At 57.4% G+C, this 12,713-nt stretch carries 11 protein-coding genes and 2 tRNA genes; 7 read left to right on the plus strand and 6 right to left on the minus strand.

Annotated features, from left to right (window positions below; translation table 11 throughout):
• Positions 1–9 precede the first annotated feature (9 nt).
• On the plus strand, positions 10–1,758 hold the full coding sequence (locus SynPROS91_RS02760; protein WP_186519349.1) for an alpha-amylase family protein: 1,749 nt from the start codon (positions 10–12) through the stop codon (positions 1,756–1,758).
• On the opposite strand, the gene SynPROS91_RS02765 is transcribed toward SynPROS91_RS02760, so the two are convergent.
• Together SynPROS91_RS02765 and SynPROS91_RS02770 are read right to left on the minus strand one after the other, a co-directional pair.
• Positions 1,683–3,266 (minus strand): glycerol-3-phosphate dehydrogenase/oxidase, encoded by a 1,584-nt coding sequence (locus SynPROS91_RS02765; RefSeq protein ID WP_186518266.1) that lies wholly within the window; start codon positions 3,264–3,266, stop codon positions 1,683–1,685. The two genes, SynPROS91_RS02760 and SynPROS91_RS02765, sit on opposite strands and share 76 nt — an antisense overlap.
• Positions 3,259–4,770, minus strand: coding sequence for a glycerol kinase (locus tag SynPROS91_RS02770; RefSeq protein WP_186518268.1), 1,512 nt, complete (start codon positions 4,768–4,770; stop codon positions 3,259–3,261). The genes SynPROS91_RS02765 and SynPROS91_RS02770 overlap by 8 nt, the downstream gene beginning before the upstream one ends.
• Positions 4,771–4,791: 21 nt before the next feature.
• Here SynPROS91_RS02770 and SynPROS91_RS02775 point away from each other — a divergent pair, with 21 nt between their 5' ends.
• Positions 4,792–6,249: a glycoside hydrolase family 13 protein gene (locus tag SynPROS91_RS02775; RefSeq protein ID WP_186518270.1), complete on the plus strand. Its 1,458-nt coding sequence runs from the start codon at positions 4,792–4,794 to the stop codon at positions 6,247–6,249.
• A 412-nt stretch (positions 6,250–6,661) separates the two neighbouring features.
• Here the strand turns inward: SynPROS91_RS02775 and SynPROS91_RS02780 are convergent.
• Positions 6,662–6,733 (minus strand) — tRNA-Thr (locus SynPROS91_RS02780).
• A gap of 10 nt (positions 6,734–6,743) precedes the next feature.
• Positions 6,744–6,825: transfer RNA gene (locus SynPROS91_RS02785), tRNA-Tyr, on the minus strand.
• A 67-nt stretch (positions 6,826–6,892) separates the two neighbouring features.
• Between SynPROS91_RS02785 and aroQ the strand changes: the two genes are divergently transcribed.
• The 3 genes from aroQ (at position 6,893) to SynPROS91_RS02800 (ending at position 8,486) form a co-directional block, all read left to right on the plus strand.
• The gene (gene aroQ, locus SynPROS91_RS02790) at positions 6,893–7,348 is read left to right on the plus strand and encodes a type II 3-dehydroquinate dehydratase (protein ID WP_186518271.1); all 456 of its coding nucleotides are present in this window, start codon (positions 6,893–6,895) and stop codon (positions 7,346–7,348) included.
• Positions 7,348–7,974 (plus strand): tRNA-(ms[2]io[6]A)-hydroxylase, encoded by a 627-nt coding sequence (locus tag SynPROS91_RS02795; RefSeq protein ID WP_186518273.1) that lies wholly within the window; start codon positions 7,348–7,350, stop codon positions 7,972–7,974. Before aroQ ends, SynPROS91_RS02795 begins: the two co-directional genes overlap by 1 nt.
• Positions 7,975–8,246: 272 nt before the next feature.
• Positions 8,247–8,486, plus strand: a complete 240-nt coding sequence (locus SynPROS91_RS02800; protein WP_186518275.1) for a hypothetical protein — start codon at positions 8,247–8,249, stop codon at positions 8,484–8,486.
• A 171-nt stretch (positions 8,487–8,657) separates the two neighbouring features.
• Here SynPROS91_RS02800 and SynPROS91_RS02805 read toward each other — a convergent pair whose 3' ends face one another.
• Entirely contained in the window at positions 8,658–9,242 is a 585-nt protein-coding gene (locus SynPROS91_RS02805) for an acireductone dioxygenase (RefSeq protein ID WP_186518276.1), read from the minus strand.
• Between the two features lie 105 nt (positions 9,243–9,347).
• Here SynPROS91_RS02805 and SynPROS91_RS02810 point away from each other — a divergent pair, with 105 nt between their 5' ends.
• Together SynPROS91_RS02810 and SynPROS91_RS02815 are read left to right on the plus strand one after the other, a co-directional pair.
• Complete coding sequence (locus SynPROS91_RS02810; RefSeq protein WP_186519351.1) at positions 9,348–10,094, plus strand: precorrin-2 C(20)-methyltransferase; 747 nt, start codon at positions 9,348–9,350, stop codon at positions 10,092–10,094.
• Positions 10,091–10,717, plus strand: a complete 627-nt coding sequence (locus tag SynPROS91_RS02815; RefSeq protein ID WP_186518278.1) for a DUF4079 domain-containing protein — start codon at positions 10,091–10,093, stop codon at positions 10,715–10,717. Before SynPROS91_RS02810 ends, SynPROS91_RS02815 begins: the two co-directional genes overlap by 4 nt.
• Here SynPROS91_RS02815 and SynPROS91_RS02820 read toward each other — a convergent pair.
• Positions 10,703–12,706 (minus strand): glycosyltransferase, encoded by a 2,004-nt coding sequence (locus SynPROS91_RS02820; protein ID WP_370586780.1) that lies wholly within the window; start codon positions 12,704–12,706, stop codon positions 10,703–10,705. The genes SynPROS91_RS02815 and SynPROS91_RS02820 overlap by 15 nt on opposite strands.
• Positions 12,707–12,713: the final 7 nt, after the last annotated feature.

Below are 12,713 nucleotides of genomic sequence, written 5' to 3' on the forward strand. Positions count from 1 at the left end.
GCCGGCGTGATGACTAAGCAGCAGCCGTGGTGGAACGGCGCCGTCATCTATCAGCTGATCGTGCGCAGCTTCGCCGATGGCAATGGCGATGGTATTGGCGACTTGCAGGGCCTGGCCAATCGCCTGCCCTATCTGCGTTGGTTGGGAGTTGAAGCGATCTGGCTGACCCCGATTTATCCATCACCACTGCAGGACGGTGGTTATGACATCACCGACTTCAAGTCCATTCATCCAGAACTGGGTGATTTGGCGGCTTTTCATCGGGTCTTGATCGCTGCTCACTCACATGGCATCAAGGTGGTGATGGACCTGGTGCTGAATCACACCAGCACACTCCATCCTTGGTTTCAGCGCGCCCGTTGGGCCCCAGAAGGCAGTCCAGAACGGGATGTGTATGTGTGGAGTGATGACCCCAAGCGCTATGCAGATGCACCAGTGCTGTTCCGTCATTTCGAGTCTTCGAACTGGGAATGGGACGAGGTGGCGCAGCAGTACTACTTCCACCGTTTTTTGCGCCATCAACCCGACCTCAATTACGACAGTCCAATCGTGCAAAAGGAGATGCTCGATGTGGTGGATTTTTGGATTGAACGGGGCGTGGATGGTTTCCGTCTCGATGCGGTTCCCTTCCTTTTTGAAACCGAGGGATCTCGTTGTGAGGGCTTGCCTGAAACCCATGAATTCCTCAAGCGCTTACGCGCAAGGGTGGACAGCCATGGCAAGGATGTGTTGCTCCTCGCTGAAGCGATTCAACCAGTGGAGGAGGCCGCTCCTTACCTCGCCGATGATGAATTGCATGGAGCTTTCAACTTCGCCCTAACGGCTCATTTGTTTGCCTCGATTGCCAGCGGAACGGTGGAGGCCTTGCGCGAGTGCTTGCAGGCAGCTCAGAACGCTGTGGGGGGTAGTAGGTGGGCCTTGCCTCTACGCAATCACGATGAGCTTTGGCTTGGCGATGGCCATCTGGTTTCAGAAGACGTGATTCAAACGATCCGAGCCGGATTGCATCAGGGGCAGGGGCATTGGCTGAATTGGGGCATCAACCGGCGTCTTGCGCCTTTGCTCAATGGTGATCCTGGTTCCAATCGGGTGATGCATGCCCTGCTTTACAGCCTTCCAGGACTTCCCTGCCTGTACTACGGAGATGAGCTCGGGATGGGGGATTGGCCAGGCTTGCGCGACCGCGACCCGAACCGCACTCCGATGGCCTGGACGCCTGGACGGAATGGTGGATTTTCAACGGCTCCAGATCCCCTGCTGGTGTTGCCACCAATTACCGCTCCCGGATACGACTATCGGGTGGTGAACGTGGAAGTTCAGAAGCAGCTGCCTGGTTCGCTTCTCAATTGGCATCGGCGCATGCTCACCTGCCGCAAGCTTCTTCCAGCCCTACGCAATGGCGGCTTTGAGCTGTTGGAGTGTGCCCATCCTGGCGTGATCGTGTATGTCCGCACGAACGCCACCATGACGGTGATGGTGGCGGCAAATCTCTCCGCTGCTGGGGCATCGTTTCGCCTCGATCTAAGCCGCTGGTCTGGTGAACGCACCCGTGAGGTGCTGTGGGGGTGCGACTTCCCTCCTGCCGATGCCGATTGGTTTGTCTACCTCGCTGCGCATGGGTTCAGCTGGTGGTTGATTGGTGAAGTGGAGGAATCAGACAACAGCAGCGAGGACTTTGAGGGTCAGCAGGACAAATTGAGTCCTGATCCCTCTGGAGCCTTGGGATCTCCCACCTCCGCCTCTTCTAGAAGGGCTTGAACCTGCGGGAGCAGCCGCTCGGCTTCCTGTTGATCCACCATGGCCAAGCGGCAGCGACGGGCGAGGACATCCGTTGCGGTACAGGCGTGTTCGGCGCTGATGGCATGCCGTAATTCACCACGGCAAACGGGGATGACATCGCTCAAAGGCTCACGGTCGCTTTCACTCCAGCTGGCCACGAGTGCAGCCGCTTCTAATCCGAAACTGGATTGGAGGTGGGCCCGTTGTTGATCACGTAGAGAGGTCTCCGGCAGCAGGCGTTCCAGGGCGCGGACTTGCTCTTGCAGCAGTGCTGGAGTGCGTTTGGGGTCTTGATCTGCTCCGATCAGCGGCAAGGCAGCTGGGTCTGAAAGGGAGCTCCCCAATTGCTTTTCCACCGCCTGCAGGGTGTCGATCGCCATCGGTCTGCAAGTGGTCCATTTGCCCCCCATCACGCTGATGAGGCCACTGTTCAACGTCTCAACCTCATGCTCACGGACCACCCTGCTGCTATTTACCTCAGCACCGGATGGCTTGAGCAGCGGTCGTCCACCTGCCCAGCAGCTCCCCACATCGGGATCACCCAGATCGGGGAACCAGCGCTTCACATAATCGATTAAATAGTTTTTCTCGTCTTCAGATGGAGCCGTTGCGCCCGCTTGCGAGCACTTTGTGTCTGTGGTGCCGACCAGCGTGCGTCCAAAGAACGGCAACATGAACAGAACGCGTCCGTCATCGGTGGATGGCAACAGCAAGCCGAGTCCCTCAGGACAGAGGTTTGCTCTTAAAACCAAATGCACTCCCCTGCTGGTGAGCATGCGCATGGAGCAGTTGGGATCAGCCATCCGGCGGATGGCATCCGCATGGATGCCTGTGGCATTCACCACTGCCCTGGCTTCCCAGCGCTCTTGCTCCCCTTGGTTGTTTTCGCTGATGGCGGCACAGATCTGTCCCTGGCTGTTGCGTTCCAGCTCCCGAACCTTGGTGCGGGTCCGAATCACAGCACCGGCCCGTTCAGCAGTGAGAGCCAGCAGCAGATTCAGGCGAGCATCATCGAATTGCCCGTCGCTGTAGGCCACTCCGCGTTGAACATCGGGACGCAGAAGAGGGAGTGCTTGGTGGAGTTGCTTGGAGGAAAGCATGCGGCTGCTGCCGATCCCGGCACGACCGGACAGGGCGTCATAAAGCCCAAGGCCGATGCGGTAGTAGGCCTGGCCAAGACGACAGTCGCTGGGCAGGGCCAGTTCAAGGCGTTGGGCTAAGAACGGGGCTTGTTCCAGCCAGTGGCCTCGCTCCAGCAAGGCTTCTCGAACCAAGCGCAATTGGGCGAGGTCGGCTGTTTTGAAAGCAAGTTCGAGATAACGAACCCCTCCATGCAGGAGCTTGGTGCTGCGGCAGCTGGTGCCACTGCCGAGGTCATGGCCCTCGAGCAGAGCAACCCTCAGGCCGCGGCGGACCGCTTCATAGGCCACGCTGCATCCACTGGCGCCGCCGCCGATGACGACGAGGTCAAAACGTTGATCAGCCATTCCAGTGAAGGCTCCTGCTCACAGCATCGTTCCAACGTTGGCGCCAACGTTGGCGTTGCTCCAGGGTTTGTTGGGGCTCAAACACGCTGGAGTCTTGGCTGCGATTCGGCACCAGGTCTTTGAGGTCTGAAATCGCGCCGGCTTGCAAGCCAGCCAGCAGGGCCACACCGCGAGCGGTGCTTTCCAGATGAACGGGGCGGCGCACGCGTAAACCAGTGCTGTCGGCTTGGGCTTGCAGGAGAAGGTCAGAAGCCGCTGCTCCCCCATCCACTGCAAGCTCCCCGAGGCTTTGCTCCATGGCTTGCTCTGCCAACTCCACAAGACTGGCAACGGAGAGGGCGATTCCTTCCAGGGCGGCTCGGGCGATATGGCCTCGGCGGGTGTCGCGGGTGATCCCGATCAATAAACCACGGGCACTGGGGTCCCAGTGGGGTGTGCCCCATCCGGTGAAGGCTGGAACAAGCATCACCCCGGCGGCGTTCTCCACCTCTTGCGCCAGGGGATTGACCTCCTCGGCACTGCCAATGATGCCGAGGCCGTCGCGCAGCCATTGCACCACCGTGCCCGCATTAAACAGGCTTCCTTCTAGGCAATAGGTGGGGGTGCCGTGCTCATCGGTCCAGCCCAGGGTGCTCAGCAGGCCAGCGTCGGAATGGCGGATGCTGCTGCCGGTGTTCACCACGAGAAAGGCGCCGGTGCCGTAGGTGCATTTTCCTTCGCCTGGTTTCAGGCAGAGTTGCCCCAGGGTGGCTGCCTGTTGGTCACCAAGCAGCGCTTGAATAGGCACGCCAGCGAAGGGCAAGCCTGCTTGGATCACTCCGAAATCTCCACGGCATGGCCTGAGTTCGGGGAGGGCCTGCTTGGGTAAGCCAATTTCAGCGCAGGCGTCATCGATCCATTGCCGCCGTTCCAGATCCATCAACAGGGTGCGGCTGGCATTGCTCATGTCTGTGGCATGAATGGTGCCGCCACTGAGCTGCCATAGGAGCCAGCTCTCCACCGTTCCAAAGCAGAGATCACCCTGGGCCGCGGCACTGCTTGCGGTAGTTTCATGGTCGAGCAGCCAGCGAATTTTGCTCGCGCTGAAATAGGGGTCGAGCATCAGGCCGGTTTTGGCTCTCCAGCTCGTTTCAAGGCCGCTTGCCTTCCATTGCTCACAGAGATCGGCGGTGCGGCCGTCCTGCCAGACCAGGGCTGGGCCGCAGGGGCTGCCATCGCTTCGTTTCCAGAGCGTGGTGGTTTCGCGCTGATTGGTGATGCCGCAGCTGATCACGGCTTGCCGCTGCTCTGGAGTGATCGCCTGCTCAAGGCGGCTCATCGCCAGGCGCTGGCTCTCCCAGATCGCCGTAGGACTTTGTTCCACCCAGCCATCGGCGGGGTAGTGAATTTCAAGGGGAGCGGAAGCGCTGGCGACTGGGCGGCCATCCGTATCGAAGAGAGCAGCGCGTGAGCTGCTGGTGCCTTGATCTAGTGCGAGCAGGAGGGGCGGTGCTGCCATAGCCATCTCGTTTCCTACTTGCTAGCGATGGGACCAGAGGCCTGCAAAGGAATGGTGGAGACACAACGCATTAGCAGGTTTCCCTCCTGGGTTGCTGAGGCGGTGGTCTACCAAATTTTTCCCGATCGTTTTCGCCGCAGTGGCCGGGTGGAAGCGCAGCAGGGCTTGGCGTTGCAGCCCTGGGGAACAGATCCTGCAGAACAGGGTTTTCAGGGGGGAGATCTCTATGGAGTGATCGACGCTCTCGACCACCTTCAGGGGTTGGGAGTGACCTGCTTGTACCTGACGCCGGTGTTTCGTTCGGCGGCCAATCATCGCTATCACGCCTACGACTACTTCGAGGTGGATCCTCTCTTGGGAGGCAATGCTGCGCTTGATGCCTTGATTGCGGCGGTGCATCAACGGGGCATGCGCCTGATCCTCGATGGGGTATTCAACCATTGTGGGCGCGGCTTTTGGGCGTTTCATCACCTGCTGGAAAACGGGGATCGCTCTCCCTATCGCGACTGGTTCCATGTGCATCAGTGGCCGCTTCGGCCTTATCCGCGGAAGGGCCAAGACTGTGGTTACAGCTGTTGGTGGTGTGATCCTGCGCTGCCGAAGTTCAACCACGACCATCCGCCCGTGAAGGAGCACCTGTTAGCGGTTGGTAGGCACTGGTTGGAACGGGGAATCGATGGTTGGCGCTTGGACGTGCCTGATGAGGTGCCTGCGGCGTTTTGGATGGAGTTTCGGCGCATGGTGAAAGCCGTGAATCCCGAGGCCTGGATCGTGGGTGAAATTTGGGGAGATGCCAGGTCTTGGCTGCAGGGAGAGCATTTCGATGGCGTGATGAATTACCGCTTGGGCTGGAGCAGCCTTTGTTGGGTGGCGGGCACGCGTTTGCGACGCAGCTACCGCAACCCGATGTACCCGTTGCGCCCCCTGGAGACGGAGGCATTGCTTGAGATCTGGGCTGAGACAAAGGGTTGGTACGTACAGGAGGTGAACCGCTGCCAACTCAATCTTCTAGACAGTCACGATGTGCCTAGGGCGTTGCACACTCTTAAAGGGGATGGTCAGGCCTTGGCATTGGCGATGCTTCTGTTGATGCTTCAGCCCGGGGCCCCTTGCCTCTATTACGGAACGGAAGTGGGTCTGGAGGGCGGTCCAGAACCGGGCTGCCGTGAGGCGATGCCGTGGGAGGCGCCTTGGCCCCATGATTTGCGCAAGCTGATCTTGACGTTGACCAAGATCCGCCAACAGGTAGAGGCGGTGAGGGATCGTGGGCTGTTGTGGCAGGCCTACACCCCTGACGGCCTCATGGGACGCGCGCCTGGGGTGGTGGTGGTGGTAAACCGCTCTCGGAGGAAGGCTTTGCCTCTTGAGTCTCACGACGTTGCACAAGTTGGCTGGGACACGGATGGTGCGTTGATTGGTACGTACCAGGAGGCTCGCCATACACTTGGTCCTCAATCAGCGGTGCTGTTTAAAGCTCTGGGATGAGCCTCCCTCCCCTGATTCCCTCCGCTGATTAAGCCTATTTTCAATTTAATTTGCCATCAATGTATTCAAGTCATGCACTTCTTTATGGGCCATGTATTGGTTTGATAGTCGTCATTTTTGGCGACCAATGTCATCTGAGTGGATGATTGGCTGGGCAAAAGCTAATACAACATGGCCGATGCTTGAACATAATATGCTGTTTAGACTTCCCATTGCTTGCTATTTAGTGGTTCATGTGGATGGCTGTTCTTGAGGTGACCGTCTGGTGTAAGGGTAAAGCTGTGACCATTAGCGAGAGCGTTGAATGTCAAAGTTTTTTGTCAGCTATCGATGCTGTTGATTCACGAGCCAATGCGTTGAATCGCAACCCTGTGTTGCAAAGGTCCAGCAACCAATCGTGGGGTGAGATTGAAGCCCTTGTCGAGACTTGAACTCGAGACCTCTCCCTTACCAAGGGAGTGCTCTACCGCTGAGCTACAAGGGCGTGTGGTGGATGGGCCGGGTTGGATTTGAACCAACGTAGGCAGAGCCAGTGGATTTACAGTCCACCCCCATTAACCACTCGGGCACCGACCCGAACCACACCCAGAGAGGTTACCAGCAAGGCTGTCGATACGATCAACCTACGTTTACGAGTCGGGCCATGCACCTTTTGCTGCTCAACGGCCCCAACCTCAATCTGCTGGGTCAGCGGGAACCAGGCCTCTACGGACGCCAGACCCTCGATCAGATCGAGACGGCACTCAGCGAGCGGGCCAGCGCTGATGGCCTAACGCTGGAGTGTTTCCAGAGCAATTTCGAAGGTGCCCTGGTGGATCGCATCCATCAGGCGATGGGAAAGGTGGATGGAATCCTGATCAACGCAGGGGCCTACACCCACACCTCGATTGCGATCCGTGATGCCCTGCTGGGGACAGCGATCCCCTATGTGGAGCTGCACTTGAGCAACACCCATGCCCGTGAACCATTTCGGCATCGTTCGTTTCTGGCCGATCGAGCCGTTGGTGTGATTTGTGGTTTTGGACCCGTGAGCTACGACTTGGCCCTCGATGGCTTGGTCCGTCACCTGCGCAAATCTGCGAGCGGAGGGGAGGGTTGATGCCCCCAACGTCTGTGGCCAGCATCCGCTGGTTGGCTGCACCCACGAGTGCCTCTTGGCTGCAGCAAGCGATTTCGAGACCGATGGAGGTCTTGATTGATCATGCGCACTGTGAGCGCAAAGCAGCTGGTTCGGCGGTGCAGCTGATGTTTCGCTACCTCTGCGAACCAGGCTTGGGGGAAGTGTTGAGTCCGTTGGCGCGCGAGGAGCTCGAGCATTTCGAGCAGGTGCTTGCCTTGCTGCAGGCGCGAGGACGCTATCTGGAACCCTTGCCTTCCCCAGGGTATGGAGGCTTTCTTGCCAAGCACATCCGCAAAGGAGAGCCGCTGCGGATGCTCGATTCGTTTTTGGTGGCGGGGTTGATCGAAGCGCGTAGCCACGAACGAATGGCCTTGTTGGCGGAGCACAGCCTGGAGCAGGATTTAAAGGACCTTTACGGAAGTTTGTTGTTGAGTGAGGCACGTCATTTCGGCCTCTATTGGGTGCTGTGCGAACAGCGTTGGGATCGCTCGGTGATCGTGCCCCGCTTGGAGGAACTGGCACAGGTTGAAGTTCAAGCTCTAACTGGGGTTTTAGAAAAACCAGAAGATGTGAGGATGCATAGTTGTGGCGTTGATAGTTTCTAGCATTTGGACCAGTTCTTCATGACTAGTGTCTTAAATAGCCTCTATTGGTTGCTTTTTGTGTGCTGATCAGGTTGTCAATGCTTTGAAGATTGCAGCTCTCAGTAGTGAGCAGAACCTTCTAGATATTTGAGTATGATCTCTGGAATTGTTGTGTCCGAATGCGTTGAATTTGGGATCTGTTTCAACATTTACTCCTGTTGCCATGGCATAAAAAAGCTGCTCCGGTCAAAGAGCAGCTCTGAGCATGCACCTAAGTTATCCAAACCAAGAGCATGGGCTGGAAGAAGTATCCCGAACCGAAGCCAATGAGACCGTCGAATAAGAACTCTTTAGGTGTTCATATGCTGGTTGATGGTGTTATCAATGATTGGATTTATCTGGCCGCTGGCCAATACTCTTCTAATGCACGGGTCTGTTCATTGATAACTTTGAGTCAATTAAAGACATCTTTTCTGGATCAGACAATGAAGTCCCAACTTGATCTGCAAATGCTGAACGCAAAGGAGTGCTGAGTCTTCAATCGTTGATCAGTTTTTGTCCGTTAATGACTTGGACATTGCGGCCGCAAGAGCAACACAACCAACGACAATGAGATAGCCCATGAGATTTGTTTGAAGACCTAGGCATCATTCGGCTTGGAGATGCCTGCTGACTGTCTCCGATGAGACCAAATCTTCAATCGATCAGCCCTGGGTTGTCTGTTCCCTTGCGCAAGGAAGGCCTGGATAGTGATTGGCGATCGGATCATCGGTGAAGGACGCCACCCATCCTCCTGAGTTTTTGAAAAAACGAATCACGCAATAGTTCGGGTTGGCGCCCATGTCGAACCAGTGCCGGGTTCCAGCTGGAATTGTGATCCAATCATTGGCTTCGCAGATCACTTGAAGCACCTCGTCTTTGATGTGGAGTGAGAAGAGGCCGCAACCTTCCACAAAAAAGCGCACTTCATCCTCTTGATGTTGGTGTTCCTGCAGAAATGTTTGCCGCAATGATGAGGTGTTGGGCTGATCGCTCCCAACGCGCATCACATCAACGGTTTGGTACCCCTCGTGTTTTTGGACGGAAGCAATCAGCGATGCATAGGCCTCCAAAATCCGCTCTTGTCTGGCCTGTTGTTCAAGCTCTGGTTTGCTTGGCCAGCGCTGAAACTTGATTCCCCGCATTTTGAGTTCTGCGCTGATCTGTACAGCGTTGCTGGTGCTGAGGAGTGGCTCCGGTGCTGTCTCAACGCCCGTATCCCGCGTTGCGTAAATCCTCAGCTCCGTCATCAGCACGGCGTTGTTTGAACTTCACCTCTCTAGCCCTGGTGGGTCTCTGCCGTGGCGCTTGCTCCACCGGACGCTGTCATTGTTGACCTGTTGGTCGTGGATCCTTTGCCTCACGCTCTGCAATTGATCGGAGTGGGCCCTGGTGATCCAGAGCTTCTCACCATTGCTGCTGTTCGCGCGATTGAAACCGCCGATGTCGTGGCTTATCCCGTTGCGCGTGCCGATGCTGAAGGGATGGCTTGGACCATTGCTTCTCGCTGGACGCGTTCTAGTCAGCGGCGCCTGCCTCTGGTTTTTCCGATGGTGGAGGAAGCCGAGCCACGATTGAAGGCTTGGCGCCATGCCGCAGATTCGCTGGCGTCCGAGTTGCGACGAGGTTTGGCGGTGGTTTTGCTCTGCGAAGGCGATGCCTCTTTGTTTGCCTCGAGCAGCTATGTGCAACTGGCGCTGCGCAAGCAGCATCCTGATCTCACAATCAAGCTGATTCCAGGTATTCCCGCGGTTTGTGCCGCCGCCGCCGCTAGCGCAGCGATGGCGATTGATTGGCCCCTTGCCTTGCAGCAAGACGGGGTTCTGATTCGTCCTTGCCCAGACCATGAATCAGATCTGGAGGGGTTGCTTGAATCAGCTGAATCGAACTCCATGGTGCTGGCATTGATCAAGCTCGGTCAGCGATGGCCATGGGTTCGGGCCTGCCTGGAGAGGCATCAGCTGCTCGAGGGCTCTTTGTTTGCGCAACGGGTGGGTTGGCCGGATCAGGTCTTGGCGCGAGCGATCGAGATTCCCGCTGAGTCGAAGCCTTATTTTTCATTGCTGCTGATTCGGCAGACTTGGCCTGAGGTATTGCCGTGACGGAAAGCGTTTCGTTTCTCACGTCCTTGAATTGGCTCGGGCTGGTTCACCCCGTTTTGATGATTTTGTTTGTCTATCCGGTGGTGGGTGCCACGATTCGGCTGGGCATTTTGGCCCGTGAAAGGCGGCTGGATCTCAATCCGATTGCGCCAACGGTGCCTGTGGAACACGCCGATCACGGGCGCTGGGTCACCGGGGGAATGGTGCTGGCGGTGTTGGTGGCTCTATTTCACAACGCCCTGGCTGGTGGGATGCAGGGTGATCAGATGTTGGGCTTCCTGCTGGCTGTTGTGGGTGCTGCAGCGGCTTACGTGGCGTTGTTAGGTGCCAAAGCAGTGATCGTAAAGATGTTGTGGGCAGCAGCCTGTTGGTTCACCCTGATGCTGATTGCCTCTCAGCCTGTATTGCTCGAGTGGCGCCAGGCTTTCCCAACAGCGGTTTGGCAGTCGCACCTTTGGGGTGGTTCGGCCTTAATCGCCCTCATGCTGGCTGCGGTGGTGATGCAAAAGCAGATTGCTGGTCGGCTCTGGATGCGACGGCTGCATGTCTCGATGAATGTTGTTGTTGCTTTGTTGCTAGCAACGCAGGCGATCACGGGAACGCGTGATTTATTGATGCGCTGAGGTTTGGATTGTTGGAGGGTGCTGCGGGATCAGACTCGGGTTGAAGGGGCCGCGCTTAGTTGGTGCGATCAGCCGCCGGAGTAGGGCCAGCAAGGCACGCGCCTCCATTGGCGCCTGCCGATCGACCCAGCATCCCGGCCGGCAAAAGAGCCAGCGGATTAGGGCATAGCGCTCGTTCCGCGGCAAGTCTCCCCAGTGGAGAAGGGCTTCCGATTTTGTTTTGTTGGTCAAGATCACGGGCAATGCGGGCAGCTCTTGGCACCAGCGCAGCCTGGAACTGGCAACCCATGGCAGGGTCGAAAGGGAGCCGGAGATCTTGGCGCCGCTTTCGCTTAAGGCGGTGATGCAGCAGGGGTAACGGTGCCCCCCGTCGTCTTCAATCCAGGCTTCTATTTTGAGCTTCTGCCACGGGGCGAGATCCGTCGCGGCAGGGTCCCAACAGGGACGAACTGCCACGATCAAACTGAGCAGATTGATCACTCCCCACACCAAACCGACCGGTCGTCCGGCGAGCACCTGAGCTGGTAGATCGCTGGCGTTGGAGAGCAGTCCTTGGAGGTTCACCAGATTGAACAGCACAAGGGCCAGAAGTGGCAGCAGAAGCTCCACGCTGCAGCTCCCGCGATCACGGCGCTGATGTTTGGGGGTCACCCGAAATCCACCGATGCGTCCAATCAGATTGGCCAGCACGGTCACGGTGAGAGGAACGGTGAGCACCCAGCCGGTGAGTTCGCTTAAAAAAGCCGTTCGTGAACCACGGTTTAACCAGCCCAGGGGCAACACTTGCAAACCCCAAAGCGGTAGAAGCAAGGTCAATGCCGCTTTGCTATTGAGCAAAATCGGAATGATGCCGAGAAGGCCATAGCTGAGTGGCATCAGCATCAACACCAGCCTTGGCAGGTTGTTGAACCAATGCATCACGCCCTCGAGGTAAGCGATACGTTGCCCCAGCGATAACCCCTTAGACCGCAATGGGCCGCTGCTGAGCCTGAGGCTTTGCAAGGTGCCAGAGGCCCAGCGTTGTCGCTGGTGCACGAAATCAGCCATGGTTTCGGCCGCTAAACCAGCGCTGAGTTTTTCCTGCAAATAGAGCAGTCGCCAGTGCTGACGGGTCAGGCTGATCCCGGTTACGAAATCCTCAGAGATGGCTTGTTCCACGAAGCCATCGATTTGATCGAGTGCTTTCCGTTTGACAACAAAAGACGTGCCTGCACACACCACGGCCCCCCAGCCATCGCGAACTGGTTGGATCCAGCGGTAGAAACTTTCTTCATCAGACAGAAGCCAATTCTCCATCCCCAGATTGCGCATCACCGGGTCGGCGTTGATGAAGGTTTGAGGCGTCTGAATCAGCGCAACCTCAGGGTCGAGCAGGAAGCCAATGCTGCGATCTAGAAATGTGCGTTGGGGAATGAAGTCGGCGTCGAAGACAGCAACCAGTTCTCCTCGGCAGTGGCGGAGACCATGGTTGAGGTTGCCAGCCTTGGCATTCGCGCGCTCCGCGCGGTGCAAGTAGCGGCACCCGAGCTCAGCAGCGAGGGCTTTTACTTCATGACGTCCGCTGTCGTCGAGCACCCACACCTTGGTGTGGGGATAGGACAAGTTTGTGCAACCAATCAGGGCTCGTTCGAGCACCTTGATCGGTTCGCCGTAGGTGGGAACCAAGATGTCCACGTGTGGTTTCCAGCCGCTCTCAGCCCAGCGCTTTTGCCGGTCGTTGATCTCGACGCGGCGATCGGGGAACCGCCGCCAAGCCAGCCAGAGCGGTACCAAGCCAATGAGAAGCAGCCAGGCTTCGGCGACCAGGAGCAGCAGGCTGAGGGTGATCGATAAGCGGCTATCAAAGTTGAGGCTGGAGGTCACTCTCCAGACCAAATAGCGAAGGGTGAACAGGCTGATCAGCAGGATCAGGCTGCGGCGTCCCCAGATCGGGGTGTCTTGTTCGGGGCGACGAATTAGCCAGAGCGGCCAGATCAGCAGCAGAGGCAACAGCTCA

This window comes from Synechococcus sp. PROS-9-1 (assembly GCF_014279775.1).
Lineage (GTDB): Bacteria > Cyanobacteriota > Cyanobacteriia > PCC-6307 > Cyanobiaceae > Synechococcus_C.